At 68.0% G+C, this 17,707-nt stretch carries 19 protein-coding genes and 1 pseudogene; 16 read left to right on the top strand and 4 right to left on the bottom strand.

Annotation, left to right across the window (positions count from 1 at the left end):
• Positions 1-290: 290 nt before the first annotated feature.
• Complete coding sequence (egtD, locus tag ACZYRS_RS11750) at positions 291-1,187, bottom strand: L-histidine N(alpha)-methyltransferase (RefSeq protein WP_463422479.1); 897 nt, start codon at positions 1,185-1,187, stop codon at positions 291-293.
• A gap of 113 nt (positions 1,188-1,300) precedes the next feature.
• The gene (gene egtB / locus ACZYRS_RS11745; protein WP_463419408.1) at positions 1,301-2,560 is read right to left on the bottom strand and encodes an ergothioneine biosynthesis protein EgtB; all 1,260 of its coding nucleotides are present in this window, start codon (positions 2,558-2,560) and stop codon (positions 1,301-1,303) included.
• Between the two features lie 155 nt (positions 2,561-2,715).
• On the opposite strand from egtB, the gene ACZYRS_RS11740 reads away from it, so the two are divergent.
• Positions 2,716-4,071, top strand: coding sequence for an NAD(P)/FAD-dependent oxidoreductase (locus ACZYRS_RS11740; protein ID WP_463419407.1), 1,356 nt, complete (start codon positions 2,716-2,718; stop codon positions 4,069-4,071).
• A gap of 16 nt (positions 4,072-4,087) precedes the next feature.
• A complete protein-coding gene (locus ACZYRS_RS11735) occupies positions 4,088-4,336 on the top strand; it encodes a hypothetical protein (protein ID WP_463419406.1) in 249 nt (82 codons plus the stop codon).
• A gap of 334 nt (positions 4,337-4,670) precedes the next feature.
• Here ACZYRS_RS11735 and ACZYRS_RS11730 read toward each other — a convergent pair.
• Positions 4,671-5,212, bottom strand: a pseudogene (locus ACZYRS_RS11730) (thermonuclease family protein).
• A gap of 82 nt (positions 5,213-5,294) precedes the next feature.
• Complete coding sequence (locus ACZYRS_RS11725) at positions 5,295-6,986, bottom strand: long-chain fatty acid--CoA ligase (RefSeq protein WP_463419405.1); 1,692 nt, start codon at positions 6,984-6,986, stop codon at positions 5,295-5,297.
• Between the two features lie 208 nt (positions 6,987-7,194).
• Here ACZYRS_RS11725 and ACZYRS_RS11720 point away from each other — a divergent pair, with 208 nt between their 5' ends.
• The 14 genes from ACZYRS_RS11720 to ACZYRS_RS11655 all read left to right on the top strand — a co-directional run bounded on the left by ACZYRS_RS11720 (position 7,195) and on the right by ACZYRS_RS11655 (position 17,707).
• A complete protein-coding gene (locus ACZYRS_RS11720) occupies positions 7,195-7,743 on the top strand; it encodes a CHRD domain-containing protein (protein ID WP_463419404.1) in 549 nt (182 codons plus the stop codon).
• A gap of 130 nt (positions 7,744-7,873) precedes the next feature.
• Positions 7,874-8,314 carry an OsmC family protein gene (locus tag ACZYRS_RS11715; RefSeq protein WP_463419403.1) on the top strand — a complete coding sequence of 147 codons (441 nt, stop codon included), beginning with the start codon at positions 7,874-7,876 and terminating at the stop codon, positions 8,312-8,314.
• Positions 8,315-8,355: 41 nt separating this feature from the next.
• Positions 8,356-9,330, top strand: a complete 975-nt coding sequence (locus tag ACZYRS_RS11710; protein ID WP_463419402.1) for a Bug family tripartite tricarboxylate transporter substrate binding protein — start codon at positions 8,356-8,358, stop codon at positions 9,328-9,330.
• Between the two features lie 82 nt (positions 9,331-9,412).
• Positions 9,413-10,186, top strand: a complete 774-nt coding sequence (locus ACZYRS_RS11705) for a GntR family transcriptional regulator (protein ID WP_463419401.1) — start codon at positions 9,413-9,415, stop codon at positions 10,184-10,186.
• Positions 10,183-10,983: a transporter substrate-binding domain-containing protein gene (locus ACZYRS_RS11700; protein WP_463419400.1), complete on the top strand. Its 801-nt coding sequence runs from the start codon at positions 10,183-10,185 to the stop codon at positions 10,981-10,983. Before ACZYRS_RS11705 ends, ACZYRS_RS11700 begins: the two co-directional genes overlap by 4 nt.
• A gap of 15 nt (positions 10,984-10,998) precedes the next feature.
• Positions 10,999-11,661, top strand: a complete 663-nt coding sequence (locus ACZYRS_RS11695; RefSeq protein ID WP_198787207.1) for an amino acid ABC transporter permease — start codon at positions 10,999-11,001, stop codon at positions 11,659-11,661.
• A gap of 27 nt (positions 11,662-11,688) precedes the next feature.
• On the top strand, positions 11,689-12,342 hold the full coding sequence (locus ACZYRS_RS11690; protein ID WP_463419399.1) for an amino acid ABC transporter permease: 654 nt from the start codon (positions 11,689-11,691) through the stop codon (positions 12,340-12,342).
• On the top strand, positions 12,326-13,111 hold the full coding sequence (locus ACZYRS_RS11685) for an amino acid ABC transporter ATP-binding protein (protein ID WP_463419398.1): 786 nt from the start codon (positions 12,326-12,328) through the stop codon (positions 13,109-13,111). The genes ACZYRS_RS11690 and ACZYRS_RS11685 overlap by 17 nt, the downstream gene beginning before the upstream one ends.
• 193 nt (positions 13,112-13,304) lie before the next feature.
• Complete coding sequence (locus ACZYRS_RS11680) at positions 13,305-13,793, top strand: GNAT family N-acetyltransferase (protein WP_463419397.1); 489 nt, start codon at positions 13,305-13,307, stop codon at positions 13,791-13,793.
• Positions 13,794-13,865: 72 nt separating this feature from the next.
• A complete protein-coding gene (locus ACZYRS_RS11675; protein WP_198787205.1) occupies positions 13,866-14,447 on the top strand; it encodes a YceB family lipoprotein in 582 nt (193 codons plus the stop codon).
• Positions 14,444-15,436, top strand: a complete 993-nt coding sequence (locus tag ACZYRS_RS11670; protein ID WP_463419396.1) for a glycerophosphodiester phosphodiesterase — start codon at positions 14,444-14,446, stop codon at positions 15,434-15,436. Before ACZYRS_RS11675 ends, ACZYRS_RS11670 begins: the two co-directional genes overlap by 4 nt.
• Positions 15,433-15,708, top strand: coding sequence for a hypothetical protein (locus ACZYRS_RS11665; RefSeq protein ID WP_463419395.1), 276 nt, complete (start codon positions 15,433-15,435; stop codon positions 15,706-15,708). The genes ACZYRS_RS11670 and ACZYRS_RS11665 overlap by 4 nt, the downstream gene beginning before the upstream one ends.
• Positions 15,709-15,732: 24 nt before the next feature.
• Positions 15,733-16,155 (top strand): hypothetical protein, encoded by a 423-nt coding sequence (locus tag ACZYRS_RS11660; protein ID WP_463419394.1) that lies wholly within the window; start codon positions 15,733-15,735, stop codon positions 16,153-16,155.
• Positions 16,156-16,375: 220 nt separating this feature from the next.
• Positions 16,376-17,707, top strand: a complete 1,332-nt coding sequence (locus ACZYRS_RS11655) for a TolC family protein (RefSeq protein ID WP_463419393.1) — start codon at positions 16,376-16,378, stop codon at positions 17,705-17,707.

Below are 17,707 nucleotides of genomic sequence, written 5' to 3'. Positions count from 1 at the left end.
GGCCGAGCGAAGCGAAGGCCCGACTGCAAGCCGAGCGAAGCGATGGCCCGTTCGGTATCCACCCCCCTCTGGCTGCGCCGAGGAGCGCAGCGTTTCGCGGATCAGGGCTCGCCGCTGTCTGAGCGCAGCGAGTTCGGCGAGACCCCGCGAAACGCGAGCACCGCAGGTTGCCCCGTAGCGCAGCGAAGGGGTCGCAGACAGCGGGGTCGCCTTTTCTTTGCTTACTTTCTTTTGGCGAAGCAAAAGAAAGTGAGTCGCCCGCCGGGGCGAGACCCGGCCTCGGAAGAAACCTAAGCAGCCAGCCAGTGAACACTGAAGAGCTTCTCCGGATCCGTCCACACAGCCCCCGGCCGAAACCCGGCCCGCACAGCCAGCGCCCGAAGCCCATCCACAGTGAACTTGTGCGAGTACTCCGTATGAATGGTCTCGCCCTCCTCGAACCCAAACTGTTCCCCATTCAAGGAAACGCTCTGGGCCTTGCGGCTCACCAGATGCATCTCGATCCGCTGCCGAGGCGCGTTGTAGAACGCCGCATGCGCGAACCCATCCAGATCGAAGTTCGCATCCAGTTCGGTATTCGCACGACGCAACAGATTCAGATTGAAGTCCGCAGTCACCCCTTGCGCATCGTTGTAAGCCGCATGCAACCGCTCCGGCGCCTTCACCAGATCGACGCCAATCAAGAGCCCGCCGCCCCGCAGCATCCGCGCCGCCAGCTGTAGAAAAGCCAGCGCCTCCTCAGGCTCGAAATTCCCGATGGTCGAGCCCGGAAAGAACCCCACACGCCGCCCCGCGCCAGCCAGGGGCGCAGGCAGCACCAGAGGCATCGTGTAGTCCGCGGCAATGGGCTGCACGACAAGCGCCGGATAGTCCGCCTTCAACCGCTCCGCCGCCGCCTCGAGGTGCTCGCCCGAAATGTCGATCGGCAGATAGCGCTTGGGCGACTCGAGCGCATCGAGCAGCAGCCGCACCTTCGTGAGCGACCCTGCGCCGAACTCCACGATCTCGGCGTTCGGTCCGACCTGCTCGGCGATCTCGCCCGCGCATTCGCCGAGGATGCGCAGTTCGGTGCGCGTCGGGTAGTACTCGGGCAGGTCGCAGATGCGGTCGAACAGCTGCGAGCCCGCCACGTCGTAGAAGAACTTGGGCGAAATGCTGCGCGGCGTGCGCGCCAGGCCCGCCTGCATCTCCCGTCCGAATTCGGACAGCGGCACGACGGCCGCCGGCGAGCGGGGCGTCTTCGCCGACTTCGAGGCCACGAAGGAAGAGAGCGACGAAGAAGAAGTTGGATTGCGCATGATCAAAGGTCTTTCGCGAGCCGCAGCCCCGAGAATTGCCAGCGCGCTGCCGGCGGAAAAAAGTTGCGATAACTGGGCCGCGCATGCCCGGCCGGCGTGGCCACGCTGCCGCCGCGCAGCACCAGTTGCCCCACCATGAACTTGCCGTTGTATTCGGCTGCGATCCCGGGCATCGGACGAAAGCCGGGGTACGGGTCGTACGAGGAACGCGTCCATTGCCAGACATGGCCGGTCATCTGCGTGATGCCGGGCGCCTCGAACGCGGCCTCCCATTCGAACTCGGTCGGCAGCCGTGCGCCGGCCCATTCGGCATATGCAGCGGCTTCATAGAAACTCAGTTGCGCCACCGGCGCATCGGCCTCCATCGGCCGCACGCCATGCAGGCCGAACACATGCCATTCGGCCGTGCCTTGCTGCTGCGTTCCGAGGTCCAGGCGCGGATCGTCGGCCGCGAGCCAGTACGCCGGATGGCGCCAGCCATTGGCCTGCACCGCGGCCCAGCCATCGGAGAGCCACAGCTCCGCACGCTGATAGCCGCCATCGGCGATGAACTGCGCATAGTCGCCGCAGTTCACCAATCGGTCCGCAATCGCATACGGCTGCAGCAGCGCCTTGTGGCGCGGCGTCTCGTTGTCGAAAGAAAAGTCCTGCCCTGCATGCCCCACCTCGGCGATGCCGCCGTGCTGCGAGAGCCAGCGCACCGGGGAAGGCACAGCAGCCAGGCGCAATGCAGGACCGCTTGCTGCCTTGTACGCAGGCAGCAGCGGATTGCACGACAGCGCATGCAGAATGTCGGTGAGCAGCAGCTCCTGGTGCTGCTGCTCGTGATTCAGCCCGAGCGTGACGATGGGCTCGATCGCCGCCCAGTCCTGCTCGTCGACGCCGCCTTCGAGCAGCGCGAGCACCGCCTCGTCCACATGCCGCCGGTACGCATGCACCTCATCGACCGAAGGCCGCGTGAGCAGCCCGCGCTGCGGGCGCGGATGCCGCGGGCCGAGCGCCTCGTAGTACGAATTGAAGAGGTAATGAAATCGCGTGTCGAAAGGCTGGTAGCCCTGTGCATGCGGTTGCAGAAGCACCGTCTCGAAGAACCACGTCGTGTGCGCCAGATGCCACTTGGTCGGGCTCGCATCGGGCATCGACTGGATGCACTGGTCTTCGGCGGAAAGCGGGGCGGCCAGGGCCAGGGTCGTGGCGCGCACGTCGCGGAATCTGTCGCGCAGTGCGCTCGCCGCCTGTGTGATCGGCCGGGAAAGCGTCATGGGGTCTCCAGTCGGGTCAGCAGCAAGTTTTAGCCCATCCGGGTCGGCGCCGTCCGTAGGACAAAACGCCGCAGGGCCGCCGCCGGAAATTCGACGGGCAGCCACTGTGGCACAAGATGGGAGGGCGTGCAGGGCGGCTGCGTATCATCCGTTCGATGCAAACGAACACCTCCTCGAGCGGGCCTGCCCGGCCCAGCGTCGTCATCGTCGGCTGCGGATTCGGTGGACTCGAGGCGGCCCGCAAGCTGCAGCGCGCCGATGTCGATGTGACCGTGATCGACAAGACCAACCACCACCTGTTCCAGCCCCTGCTCTACCAGGTGGCCACCGCCGGGCTCGCCGCGCCCTCCATCGCGGCGCCGGTGCGCTCGCTCTTTCGCAAGCAACCGAACATCACCACGCTGCTGGGCGAAGTGAGCGCCATCGATCCGGCCGGCCGCACGGTGCAGCTGGCCAGCGGCACCGCCGTGCCCTACGACCACCTGATCGTCGCCGCCGGCGCCACGCACAGCTACTTCGGCCACGACGAGTGGGCGCCCGTCGCGCCGGGCCTGAAGACGCTGGCCGACGCCTTCGAGATCCGCCGTCGCGTGCTGCTGTCGTTCGAGACCGCCGAGACCACCACCGACCCCGACCGCCGCCGCGCCCTGCTCACCTTCGTGGTGATCGGCGCCGGCCCGACGGGCGTGGAGATGGCCGGCACGCTGGCCGAAATCGCCAAGCACACGCTCTCGGGCGAGTTCCGCCACATCGACCCCAGCAGCTCGCAGGTGCTGCTGGTCGAAGGCGGCCCGCGCGTGCTGCAGGCCATGCCCGAAAGCTTGAGCCAGAAGGCGCTCGAACAGCTGGAAAAGCTCGGCGTCGAAGTGCGGCTGAATGCGCGCGTCACCGCCATCGACGCCACCGGCCTCGAAGTGCAGACCGGCGGCGGCGCGGACGGCGCCCCGGTCGCGAGCTACCGAATCGATAGCAGCTGCGTGGTCTGGGCCGCGGGCGTCGCGGCATCGCCGCTGGGCCGCATGCTGGGCACGGCCACCGGCGTCGAATGCGACCGCGCGGGCCGCATCAAGGTCGAGCCCGACCTGAGTCTCGCGGGCCACCCCGAGATCAGCGTGGTGGGCGACCTCGCGGCCGCCATGAGCCACGCGCCCGGCAAGCCGCCCAAGCCGGTGCCCGGCGTGTCGCCCGGCGCCAAGCAGATGGGCCGCGCCGCGGCATCGAACATCCTGCGCCGCATCGCCGGCCAGCCGACCGTGCCGTTCCGCTATGCGGACTACGGCAACCTCGCCACCATCGGCCGCAACTCGGCGGTGGTGGACCTGGGCACGCCCTTCGGCCCGCTGCGCTTCAGCGGCCGCCTCGCGTGGCTCTTCTGGCTGTTCGCGCACGCGTACTTCCTCATCGGCTTTCGCAACCGCGTGGTCGTGATGATGGACTGGGCCGGCGCGTACTGGAGCTTCCAGCGCAACGCGCGCGTGGTGGCCGACGTGCAGGGCAAGAGCGAATCCTGAAACAGGAGCCGGGGCCATGTCGATGATCTGGTGGATCGCCATTCACGCCATCGAGGCGCTGTTTCTCGTCTGGGTGCTGCGCTGGGGCGGTGCGGAGCGGCTCGAGGGTTCGTGGGCCTCGGGCTTCATCAGCAACTTCGCACCGCGCTGGAGCGCCGAGGGCCTGCGCATGGCGGCGCTGATCCTGCTGGTGTTCTGCGCGATCACCTTCGTCGTGGGGCTGTTCATGCCCTCGCTGCGGTGCTGGAGCAGCGGCGCCTGCTGAACGCCGCCGCCCCTTTCGGCCTCAGGTCCCGATCACGCCGCCATCGTTTGTCGTGATGCGGCGTGCACAGGCCACCGGGTACTCCCCTCCGCGAATGTCCCCCGGGCTTCGCCCTCCTCCTTGATTTCGCTGCGGGGAGCACCCGATGCCCTGCGCACGGGGGCACGCTCTGGGTGAACCGCCGATCAACGACCGCTCTGAAGCGCTCGCGCTGATGGTGGGCTCTGTTTCGCGAAATCAAGGAGGAGGCCGCAGGCCGGGGGACATTCGCGAAACAGAGCCCACCGTCGGCGCGAGTGCCGCCCCGAACAAAGCGCCCCGAACGGAACAGGCCTCAGAAGAAGCCCGCCCCCCAATGCGACTCGCGCGGCTCGCGCGACTCACGCTGTTGCTTTCGCCAGTCCCACGGCGCCACCGGCTTCGCATCGGCCCACAGCCCCAAGTGCCGCGAGCGCGCGCTGTCCTGCAGCTTGAAGAGCCCGCCGCCGCGCTTGGTCGCGATCTTGTTGTAGTCGTACACCCAGGCCCAGCCCTCGGACACCATGCGGCCGCCGACGTCCTCGCCGTTGCACGACACGTCGGCCACGGTGCGGCCGTAGCGGTCGGTGTCGCGCTCGGTGATGACCGCCTTCTCGGCGTAGCAGAGGCGGCTGAGCGCCTGCCGGCTGCGTTGGCCGTAGGGCTGCTTTTTTCAGGCGCGTCGATGGCGGCGATGCGCACCTTGACCTGTTCGTAAGACCCGACGTGCCCGCAGCGCGCGGTGAGCGTGTCGCCGTCGGTCACGCCAACGACGAGGCAGGTGCGGGGCGCGGCTTGCGCCAGCAGGGGGAGGGAGAGGAAAACGGAGAGAAGGAAAGTCGGTCGAAAAAAGCGCATGCAGGAATGGAACGGACGCGTTGCGAGAAGAAGAGAGAGGGGAAAGATTCTCGACGCGAAGCGCCCGCGCCATCCGGCCGAATCATTTGTTTTCGTCTTCCTGCAACAACCGCCACATCACCTTGCCGCTGCCGCTCTTGGGCAGCGCCTCCACGAACTGCACCTTGCGCGGGATCTTGTAGACGGCCATGTTCTCGCGGCACCAGTCGATGATGTCCTGCTCGGTCGTGTCCTTGTGCGTCGGGCGCAGCACCACCACGGCCTTGACCGATTCGCCGCGGTAGTCGTCCTTGGTCGAGATGACACAGGCTTCCTGGATCGCGGGGTGGCGGAACATCAGGAGCTCGACCTCGGCGGGCCACACCTTGAAGCCGCTCGCGTTGATCATGCGTTTGAGGCGATCGGTCATGAAGAAGTAGCCGTCCTCGTCCATGCGGCCCATGTCGCCCGAGCGGAAGAAGCGCTTGCCCTCGAACTCCACGAAGGCCGCCCGCGTGGCGTCGGGGCGCTTCCAGTAGCCCTGGAACACCTCGGGGCCGTGGATGATGATTTCGCCCGATTCGCCGATGGGCATTTCCACCAGTGTGTCGGGGTCGACCACGCGCGCGTCGGTGCTCATGAAGGGGATGCCCAGGCACTGCTGCTTGGGGTTTTCCGACGGGTTGGTGTGCGAGGGCGCGGCGGTTTCGGTGAGGCCGTAGCCCTCCTGGTACTTCAGGCCGTACTGCTCGAACAGGCGCTGCGCCACCGCCTGCGGCATCGCCGCGCCGCCGCCGCCGATGTGGGTGATGCTGGAGAGGTCGTAGCTTGCGAAGTTGGGGCTGGCCATGAGGTCGATGACCATGGTCGGAATGTTCGTCCAGCTCGTGACCTTCCAGCGCGAGATGAGCCGGCCGGCCACGTCGCGGTCCCAGCGCGGCATGATGACCAGCGTGGCCGCCGCGAGGATCGAGGTCTGCAGCATGCTCACCACGCCGGTGATGTGGAACATGGGCACCACGGCCAGCACCACCGCTTCCGACGTCGCATGGCCCCAGAGCTGGCCCGAGACGGCGTTGTGCATCAGGCTCGAATGGTGGTGCACGCAGCCCTTGGGCAGACCCGTGGTGCCGCTCGTGTAGGGCAGGAGCGCCATGTCGTTGGCGCCCACCACGTGCGCGGGCGCCGGGTGGCCGGCTTCGAGCGCGTCGGTCCATGCCGTCACCTGGCCGCCGGCCAGCGCGGGCAGCGGGTGGCGGGTGGTGAGCCAGGCGGTCCAGGCGGGGGCCGGGGCGTCGTCGCCGGAAACATCGGCGTCGAAGGCGTCGGTGAACTGGGTCACGATCATGTGCGCGAGCCGCTGCTCGGCCGGCAGCGCGTCGCTGGCCTTGGCCAGTTCGGCCGCGAGGTCGCCGGTGGTGAGCGCCACCTTGGCGTCGGGGTCGACGATGTAGTGCTTGAGCTCCTCGGCGCGGTTCATCGGATTGACCGGCACCACCACCGCATTGGCCCGCAGGATCGCGAAGTGCGCGACGACGAGTTGCGGGCAGTTCTGCATGTTCAGCACCACGCGGTCGCCACGCTGCACGCCCAGCGCATGCAGCGTGCCGGCCAGCCGCTCGACCTGCTCGGCGAGTTCGCGGTAGCTCATCACCCGGCCGAAGAACACGAGCGCGGCCTTGTCGGGATAGCGGGCGGCGGAGACCGAGAGGTTGTGCCACAGCGACGTGGCGGGAACGGTGAGCGAATGCGGCAGGCGTTTGGGCCAGAACTTGTAATGCGGGCGTTGTTGCATGGTGAGAACAGGCGGGGAAGAGAACAGGCGGGGAAAAGGACCCGAAGCGGGGAAAAGACAAAGGCACGCCAGCCTAAGCGGCCCGGCACGCGCCTCCCATCGGGGAAGCCCCCGGACCGTCACCTTGGCGACGCCCTTTTTTCGTATGCCCCGGCATCGGCTATCGTGCGGGCCCCGGGCCGTGCGCCCGCAGCCTGACCCCTCCTTCATGCGCGAACTCTTGCGAAAAACATTCCGGCGACGGTCCATCCTCCTGGGGGGCGCGCTGGCCGCCTCGGGCTGCGCGCTGGTCTCGGGGATCGGATTGCCGGACGACACGGCCGCCGTGCCGCGCGATCCGCCGGAGTGGGTGCCGATCGACTGCTGGCTCGGCACCGAGGACGTGGTGCCGCGCCACGCCGGCAACGCGGGCGGCTCCATGTTCGGCACGCTGACGCTGGCCACCGGCGTCTTCAAATGGCGCGTGAACTACGCGCGCCTGAGCGGACCGGCCACGCGCGCGGGCTTCTACGGCCCTGCGGCCAGGGGCAGCAACGGCCCGCTGGCGATCCAGTTGCCGCCGCACAGCCAGGGCGTGCAGCACAGCACGGGCCCCGACGCCGGCTACGAGCTGACCGGCACCAGCACGCTGACGCAGGCCCAGATGGCCGATCTCATGGCCGGCCTCTGGTACGTGAGCGTGTCGACCCGCGCGTGGCCGGCGGGCGAAGTGCGGGGGCAACTCAAGCGCAGCACGGCCGGCGTGCACGGCGGTTGACCCGCGCGCCCCCGGCGCGATGGGGGAGGCGCGATGCGCCCTGCGACTACAGACAGGCGCGGCTTTCGGAGCGATACCTGAGGCTCTCCCTCCGAGCAATCCATCCACCCACCCGACCGAAGGAATTTCCATGGCAGCAGACAAGCACGCAAGCGTTCACTGGGAAGGCGCCGGCAAGACCGGCAAAGGCCAGGTCAGCACCGAGACCGGCGCCCTCAAGGACTACCCCTACGGCTTCGCGAGCCGCTTCGAGGACGACAAGCGCGGCACCAACCCCGAGGAGATCGTCGGCGCGGCCCATGCGGCCTGCTTCACGATGGCCTTCGCCTTCGCGCTGGAAGCAGCGGGCCTGACAGCGACGCGCATCGACACCAAGGCTGCCGTGCGGCTGGCCAAGGACGGCCCGGGCTTCAAGATCGACCGCATCCAGCTAGAGCTCGACGCGGCCGTGCCGAACCTGGACGAAGCCAAGTTCCAGGAAATCGCGGCCGCCGCCAAGGCCGGCTGCCCGCTGTCGAAGGCGCTCGCGAGCGTGCCCGAGATCACGCTGAAGGCCACGCTGGCGGCTTGAGCGCGCTGCTTATGATCGTCTCCACAACAAGGAGACGGATCATGAACAAGCCCAACCGGGCCGCGCTGGCGGCCCTTTCCTTTGCTCTTGGCGCATTCGGCACGTCGGCCATCGCCGCCTACCCCGACAAGCCGATCAAGGTGGTCATCGGCTTCCCCGCCGGCGGCCCGCTCGACCAGCATGCGCGCCTTTTGACCGACAAGCTGCAGGCCGTGCTCGGCCAGCCGCTGATCGTCGACTACAAGCCCGGCGCGGGCGGCTCGGTGGGCGCGGACGCGGTCGCCAAGAGTCCGGCCGACGGCTACACGCTGATGCTGGCCAACACCGGCGTGGCGGTGATCAACGGCGCGCTCTACAGCAAGCTGCCCTACAACACGCAGCGCGACTTCGTGCCGATCGCGCGCACGGCCATGCAGCCGCTCGCGCTGCTGGTCACGCCCAAGCTGCCGGTGCAGAACCTCAAGCAATTCATCGACTACGCCAAGGCGCGGCCCGGCCAGGTCAACTACGGCTCGGCCGGCAACGGCGGCATCAGCCACCTCGTGCCCGAGATGTTCAAGACCGCGACCGGCATCTTCATGGTGCACATCCCCTACCGCGGCAGCGCGCCGGCCTTCACCGATTTGATGGGCGGGCAGGTGCAGTTCATGGCCGAGTCGATTCCGCAGGCCGCCAACTATCACAAGCAGGGCAAGGTGCGCGCGCTGGCCGTGACCAGTCGCGAGCGCAACCCCGCGCTGCCCGACGTGCCGACGGTCATCGAGTCGGGCGTCAAGGGCTTCGAGGTGGTGGGTTTCTATGGCTTCCTCGCGCCGAAGGACACGCCGAAAGACGTGGTCGCCAAGCTGAGCGATGCCTTCAGGCAGGTGCTGACCAGCCCCGAGGTGCGCGAGCGCATGGTGAGCCAGGGCGCGGACCCGGCTTACCTCGGGAGCGAAGACTTCGCGCGCTTCCTGGCGACCGAAACGCCGCGCTGGGACAAGGCGGTGAAGGCCTCGGGCGCGCGGATGGACTGAGCGCGCGCCGGCACCGGCCGGTCCATTTCGGTGCACACATCTTGCATACCAGTTGGCACAAAAGCTGCTGGTATGCAGGCGAATGTCTACATCCGCATCCGAAATCAGTGCACGCATCGTCGAAGCGGTGATGGCGCAGAAGCTCGCGCCGGGCGCGCGCCTGGGCGAGCAGCAGCTGGCCATGCTCTTCGACTGCAGCCGCACCATCGTGCGCGAAGCCCTCACCCGGCTGGCGGCGCGCGGCATCGTCACCGTGAGCGCGCGGCGCGGCTGGTTCGTGATCGAGCCTTCGCAGGAAGAAGCGCGCGAAGCCTTCGAGGCGCGGCGCGTGATCGAGCTGGGCCTCATCCGCAGCGCGGGCAGCACCGGCAAGATCGACAAGACCGCCCTGCGCCAACTGAAGGCGCACCTGCAGCGTGAAAAGGCCGCACTGAAAGAGAGCGACGTCGGCAACCGCAGCTTTTTGCTCGGCGACTTCCATGTGTGCCTGGCCGAGTGCCTGGGCAACACGCTCTTGGCCGACACGCTGCGCGACTTCACCGCGCGCACCACGCTGATCGCCATGCTCTACCAGAGCACGCACGACGCGGTGCAGTCGTGCGAAGACCACGTGCAGATCGTCGCGGCGCTCGAGCGCGGCGACCATGCCGGCGCCGAGGCGCTGATGGCCGAACACATCGGCACGGTGCAGTCGGCACTGCGCGTGCAGGCGCCCACCGATCCGCTCGCGCAGCTGCGCGATGCGCTCGCGCCGCTGCACAACACGGCAGCCACGTCTGCCAAACCCAAACGCCGCAAGCCCGCGTCATCCCCCGACGACACCGATTCATCGACTTACCTAGGAGCCCTGCTATGACTTTCTCTGCATCGAAACGCCACCTCGCCCTCGCGCTCGCTTCCGTCGCCCTGCTGGCCACGGCCGGCGGCGCCCACGCCCAGAACGCGCTGGACAACGTGCTCAAGGCCAAGACCATCAAGATCGCCGTGCCCACCGACTACCCGCCGTATGGCTCGGTCGACAAGAACATGAAGCCGCAGGGTCTCGATGTGGAGATGGCCGAGCTCATCGCCGCCAAGCTGGGCGTGAAGATCGAGCTGGTGCCCGTCACCAGCGCCAACCGCATTCCGTACCTGCAGACGCGCAAGGCCGACCTCGTGATCTCCACGCTCGGCAAGAACCCCGAGCGCGAGAAGGTGATCGAATTCACGTCGGCTTATGCGCCCTTCTTCCAGGCCGTGTACGCCGCCAAGAGCATGAAGCTCACCGCCTTTTCCGACATGGCCGGCAAGACCGTCGCCGTGACGCGCGGCGCGATGGAAGACCAGGAGCTGAACAAGGTGGCGCCGCCGAACGTCGACTACCGCCGCTTCGAGGACAACAACGCGACCATCGCGGCCTTCGTGGCCGGCCAGACGCAGACCCTTGCGACCAGCGCGGCGGTCGCCGGCGACATGCTCGCCAAGAATCCGAAGGTCAGCGCCGAGTTCAAGCTGCTGCTGAAAGACAGCCCCTGCTTCGTGGGCGTCGCCAAGGGCGAAACCGCCTTGAAGACCAAGGTCAACGAAATCATCGCCGCCGCCAGGAAAGACGGCACGCTGGACGCCATGTCCAAGAAGTGGCTCGGCAAGGCAGCCGGCGATCTTCCCGTCTGATCGGCCGACGCGGCCATGGGCATCGAATTCGACTTCGGAGCGGTTCTCGCCGAATGGCCGCTGCTGCTGCGCGGCGTGGCGTGGACCATCGGCCTCACGGCCATCGGCACCGTGCTCGGCATGATCGTGGGCACGTTCTGCGCATGGGCGCGTGCCGGGGGGCCCGTGTGGCTGCGCGCCATCGTGGGCACGTATGTGGAGCTGATCCGCAACACGCCCTTCATCGTGCAGCTGTTCTTCATCTTCTTCGGGCTGCCGGCCGCGGGCGTGAAGCTCTCGCCCGAGGTGGCATCGGTGATCGCGATGGTGATGAACCTGGGCGCCTATTCGACCGAGATCATCCGCGCGGGCATCGAGGCCACGCCCAAGGGGCAGATCGAAGCGGCCGTGAGCCTCGCGCTCAGCAAGGCGCAGGTGTTTCTGCGCGTGGTGCTGCCGCCCGCGCTCAAGAAGGTGTGGCCCGCGATGGTGAGCCAGATCATCATCGTGATGCTGGGCTCGGCGGTGTGCGGGCAGATCTCCACCGAGGAGCTGAGCTACGCGGCCAACCTGATCCAGAGCCGCAACTTCCGCGCGTTCGAGGCGTTCATCATCGCGACGCTGATCTATCTGGCGCTCTCGGTGGCGCTCAGGCGGCTGCTCGACTGGGCGGGGCCGAAGTTCTTCTTCGGCCGCTGAACGCATGACTGAAGGACACCCATCGCCATGAGTGACTTTTCTTTGTGGGACATCGTGCGCAACCTGCTGATGGCGCTGCGCTGGACTGTCGTGCTTTCGCTGATCGCCTTCATCGGCGGCGGCATCGTGGGCGGCCTGCTGCTGTTCGCGCGGCTGCGCGGCGGCAGGATCGTGGGCAAGGCCGTGGGCCTCTACGTGCAGCTCTTCCAGGGCACGCCGCTGCTGATGCAGTTGTTTCTCGCCTACTTCGGCATTGCGCTGTTCGGCATCGACGTGTCGGCGTGGACCGCGGCGAGCGTGGCGCTCACGCTCTACACCAGCGCCTTTCTCACCGAGATCTGGCGCGGCTGCGTGGCCTCGATCCCGAAGGGCCAGTGGGAAGCATCCGGTAGCCTCGCGCTGAGCTTCGGCGAGCAGATGCGCCACGTGATCCTGCCGCAGGCCGTGAAGATCGCGATCGCGCCGACGGTCGGCTTTCTGGTGCAGGTGATCAAGGGCACGGCACTCGCCTCGGTGATCGGCTTCGTCGAACTCACCAAGGCCGGCAGCATGATTTCGAACGCCACCTTCAAACCCTTCGTGGTGTTCAGCTGCGTGGCGCTGCTTTACTTCGTGCTGTGCTTTCCCGTGAGCCTGTACGCCAAGAACCTCGAGAGGAAGACCCATGGCCGCCGTGCTTGACCAAGCCAAACCCGAATCCGCGAGCGCCTTCGCCGCGCCCATCGTGCGCATCACGGCGCTGCGCAAGTCCTACGGCACCAACGAGGTATTGAAGGGCATCGACCTGGATGTGAAGCGCGGCGAGGTGATCGCCATCATCGGCAAGAGCGGCTCGGGCAAGAGCACGCTGCTTCGCTGCATCAACGGGCTGGAGGTGTTCCAGGAAGGCTCGCTCACGGTGGACAGCAAGCCGCTGCTGCACGAGAGCGCAATGGCCATGCGCGAGCTGCGCCAGCGCGTGGGGATGATCTTCCAGAGCTTCAATCTTTTTCCGCACCTCACGGTGGGCAAGAACGTGATGCTCGCGCCTACGCTGGTGAAGAAGCGCTCGTCGTTGGAGGCCGCCTCGCAGGCGCGCAAGCTCCTCGAGCGCGTGGGCCTTGCGGAGAAGTTCGATGCGATGCCCGACCAGCTCTCGGGTGGCCAGCAGCAGCGCGTGGCGATCGCCCGCGCGCTCGCGATGGAGCCGGCCGTGCTGCTGTGCGACGAGATCACCTCGGCGCTCGACCCCGAGCTGGTGGGCGAGGTGCTTCGCGTGGTGGAGTCGCTGGCCGACGAAGGCATGACGCTTCTGATGGTGACGCACGAGATGAGCTTCGCGCGCAAGGTGAGCGACCGGGTGATCTTCATGCACCAGGGGCGGGTGCACGAGATGGGGGCGCCGGGGGAGCTGTTCGGGAATCCGCAGACTGCGGAGTTGAAGCAGTTTCTTTCTTCGTTGCACGACTGATTTTTTGCGCTGTTGGTTGGGGGTGGGTGCACAGGCCGCCGGGTACTCCCCTCCGCGAATGTCCCCCGGGCTTCGCCCTCCTCCTTGATTTCGCTGCGGGGAGCACCCGACGCCCTGCGCACTGGGCACGCTGCTGGTGTGCGGCTGTCAGCGATGGCTCTGACGGTTTCGCGGTCCGCTATCCTCGCCGGCGATGCACATCGACCAAGCCCTCCCTGCCGAAGCGGTCACAGTTGCCGCCGTCCTGAACGAAGCCGCTCAATGGCTCGCCACCGAAGGGCGGCCTTTATGGTCGGCAACCGACGTTGGCCTCGAGCGCGTGCAGCGCGACACCGATGCGGGGCGCTACTTCATCGCACGCGAAAACGAAGACGTGGCCGGCGTGGTTCGGATCGACATGGAAGATCCCTTCTTCTGGCCCGAGATCGAATCCGGCAGCTCGGCGTTCGTGCACAAGCTGGCTGTTCGCAGGTCGTGGGGCGGCAAGGGCGTGTCGGCCACCCTGCTGACCTTCGCGCGCGAACACGCCCGCAGCCTGGGCCGCCCGTACCTGCGCCTGGATTGCGTGGCGGATCGGCAGGCGCTGCGCACGCTCTACGAAGGCTTCGGCTTCGCGCTGCACAGCGTCATCCAGAAGGAAACCGGGTCTTTCGCCCGCTACGAAATGCGCATCGACGGCTGACTGTCCGACAGGCGGTGGCGCCACCTTGGCGCTGGCGGGAACGCATCGGCCTGTGGCAAGCTCGGAACCCCTATGAACCTCCGCCCTCCGTCCCTCACCTCCCGCCGCCGGATGCTGCAGGCCCTGCTCGGCACGGCCGCCCTGCAGGCCCCGTTCGCGGCGCTGGCCGGCTTCAACTTCTTCACCAGCGAATACACCGCGAGCCGCGACGAGCTGCAGGCGATGATCGCCAAGCGCTTTCCGGTGGCCGAGCGCTATGCCGAGATCTTTATGGTCGGGCTGCGCGATCCGCAGTTGGGGCTGGATGCCGCCACCAACCGCGCGGCCCTTACTGCCACGCTGACGATCGCGAGCCCCCTCCTGGCGGCCTCGCCGGTGCAGGGCGTCGTGTCGATGAGCAGTGCGCTGCGCTACGACGCGGCCACGCGCACGCTGCGGCTGGATCGCCCCAAGTCCGAGCGCCTCGAACTGCAGGGCGTGGAAGGCCGCGATGCCGAGCGGCTGCAGAAGGTCGGCGCGGTGGTCGCGCAGGAACTGCTGCAGGGCCAGGTGCTGCGCAGCTTTACCGCCGACGAACTCACCGTGGGCCGAAAGACCTACGAGATCGGTGACATCACCGTGCAAGAAAACGGCATCAAGGTGCAGCTGAAATGAAATACCCCCTGCTCGTGGCCGCACTGCTCGTTGCGGGCTGTGCCGCCATCGTTCCCACCGCGAAGCAGCACTTCGACCTGCAGGCTCACCGCGGTGGCCGCGGGCTCGCGCCGGAGAACACGCTGGCCGCATTCTCGAACGCGATCGACCTGGGCGTGACGACGCTGGAGTTGGACATCGGGCTCACGTCCGACAACGTGGTCGTGATCTCGCACGACACCGCGCTCAACCCCGACCACACGCGCGATGCGAACGGCAACTGGCTCGCGGGCAAGAGCGGCGCGGCCGTGCGTTCGCTCACGCTGGCGCAGTTGCAGACCTATGACGTCGGGCGCCTGAACCCCATGAGCAACTACGGCAAGCAGTTCGCATTGCAGCAGCCGCGCGATGGCGAACGCATCCCGACGCTCGCCGCGCTGTTCGCGCTGGTGCAGGCACGCGGTGCCGCCGCGGCCACGGTGCGCTTGAACATCGAGACCAAGATCGATCCGAGCAAGCCGGACGAAACCGCGGCGCCCGAGCCGATGGTGCGCGCGCTGCTCGCCGAGATCGACAAGGCCAGGATGGCCGACCGCGTGACCATCCAGAGCTTCGACTGGCGCACGCTCGCGCTCGTCGGCCAGCTCGCGCCGCAGCTGCCGCGCGCCTACCTCAGCACGCCGCGCACGCTGAAGGACAGCCGCTGGACCGCGGGCCTCGATGCGGCCAGCTTCGCCTCGGTGCCGCAGCTGGTGCAGGCGGCCGCGGGCAAGAGCGCCGGGCCGGTGATCTGGTCGCCAGCCTATGCGGACCTCACGCCGGCCGTCATCAAGGAGGCGCAGAAGCTCGGCATGAAGGTGCTGCCCTGGACCGTGAACCAGCGCGCCGACATGCAGCGGCTGATGGACTGGGGCGCGGACGGCCTCATCACCGACTACCCCGATGTGCTGCGCGACCTGATGCGCGATCGCGGGCTGTCGATGCCGCCTTCCGCAAAGGTGGCGGGATGAGCGCGGCGCAGCAGCTCGACGCTATCGCCGCACGCATCGCGGCGCTCGGCGGTGGCGACGGATCGGTCTCCACGCTGTCGAACGAAGCGCGCGCCAGCACCGAACTGCTCGGTGCCCTGCCCCCGCGCTACGGCGAGGTGCTGCTGAACCTGCTCGACCGGCTCGAATCGAGCGCGCTCTTCAGCGAGGAGAGCTGCTCCTTCAGCCAGAAGGACCTGCTGGACAACCTGCAGGTGTGGGTCGACAAGGCCCGCGGCCAGTTGGTGTCTTAGGGCACCGGTTTATCATCCCGCCCCATGCGCACCCTGCTGCTCGCCCTCATGATCGCCCTGCTGCCCATCCGCGGCTGGCTGGGCGATGCGATGGCGGTGGAGATGGTGCGGCACGCGCTGCCGGCCGCATCGCTGGTTGCACAAGAGGCCACCCCGGCCTCCGTCGCGGCAGACGCGCATTGCCATGAAGCCATGGAAGCAGCCGACGGCGGCATGGCCACCATGGCGCACCACGACGAAGGCAGCAGCAGCAACAGCAGCGACCATGGCACCGACCACCAGGGCTGCGGCACCTGCACCGTCTGCCAGGTCTGCCACACGGTGGCGCTGGGCGGCACACCCCTCATCGACATCGTGCACGGCGCGCCCCAAGCGCCACCGGCGGCCCACGCGGCCCGCTTCGCGAGCGCAGAGCCCGTCCTGGGCCTGAAGCCGCCCATTTCCTGATCTCCCTGCCCGTAGTCCGTCCGCAGTGAGCCCCTGAGGCTCTCGGCGTTGGTCGTATTGCTCATGGAGATCGAGCGTTAACCTCATTGTTCGCCGGCAGACCGCCGGCTCCCTTCGCTATCGAAGACGTAGCGCGCTGCTCCAGCGCGCCGCCGCATTCGCCAGCGCCCTGACGCTGGCCGGATGTGCCAGCCTTTCCCCCGACGGCGGCTCGGCCGACGTGCAGGCGCTGGTCGCAGGCAATCCGCTGATGGCGGGCAGCACCGCACAGCGCATGCCTGACGAGGCCTCGCAGAAGCGCGTCGATGCGCTGCTCGCCAAGCCGCTCGATGCCGAGGCGGCCGTGCGCATCGCGCTCCTCAACAGCCCGCGCGTGCAGGACGCCTTCGCCACGCTGCAGCTGAGCGACGCCGACCGCGTGCAGGCCGCGAGCCTGCCGAATCCGGTGCTCTCGTTCAGCCGCCTGGCGCAAGGGCGCGAGCGCGAGTTCGAGCGGATGCTCAGCTTCAACGTGATCGGGCTCGTCACGCTGCCGTGGCAGGCGCGGTGGGCCGGACAGCGGCACGAGGCCGCCAAGCTGCAAGCTGCGCAGAGCGTGCTGATGCTGGCCGCCGACACGCGCCGCGCGTGGGTGCGCGCGGTGTCGGCGCAGCAGAGCGTGGTGTACCTGCGCGATGCAAAGGAGGCCGCGGAAGCGGGTGCCGAGCTCGCGCACCGCATGGCGCAGGCCGGCAACTGGAGCGCGTTGCAGCGCACGCGCGAACAGCTGCTGCTGGCCGATGCGTCGGCGCAGCTCGCGCGCGCCGAGCAGACCGCCGTCGCCACGCGCGAGCAGCTCAATCGATTGCTCGGCCTCGGCGGTGAGCGCACCCGCCACACGCTGCCCGATCGCCTGCCTCCGCTGCCGCAGTCCGCGCCCGACCTCGGCGACGTGCAGGCGCGCGCGCTGCGCGACCGGCTCGACGTGCGTTCGGCGCAGGCGCAGAACACCGCGGTGGCCGATTCGCTCGGCCTCACGCGTGCCACCCGCGTGATCAACGCGATGGAGATCGGCGCGGTGCGCAACACCACGTTCGAGAACGACGCCGACCGCTCGCGCTCGACACAGCGCGGCTTCGAGCTGGACCTGCCGCTGCCGCTGTTCGACTGGGGCCAGGCCCGCACGGGCCGCGCAGAAGCGCAGTACATGCAGTCGGCCGCCCGCGTGCGCGATGTCGGCGTGCTGGCCGCGAGCGAGGCGCGCGAGGCCTGGCAAGGCTGGAACACGTCGTACGCATTGGCGCGCCGCTACCGCGACGAAGTGCTGCCGCTGCGCAAGAAGGTCAACGAGGAAATGGTGCTGCGCTACAACGGCATGCTCGCGAGCGTGTGGGAACTGCTCGGCGAAACGCGCGCGAGCATGCTCGTCGTCAACGCGGGCATCGAGGCGCAGCGCGATTTCTGGCTCGCCGACACCGACCTGCAACTCGCGCTCACGGGCAGTTCGCCCGGCGGCATGACGGCGCTGCAGACGGCTGCGGCCGGCGATGCACCCGCGGCGGGAGGGCACTGA

This window comes from Variovorax sp. AC194 (assembly GCF_979257995.1).
This window is presented reverse-complemented; position numbering and strand designations above follow the sequence as displayed.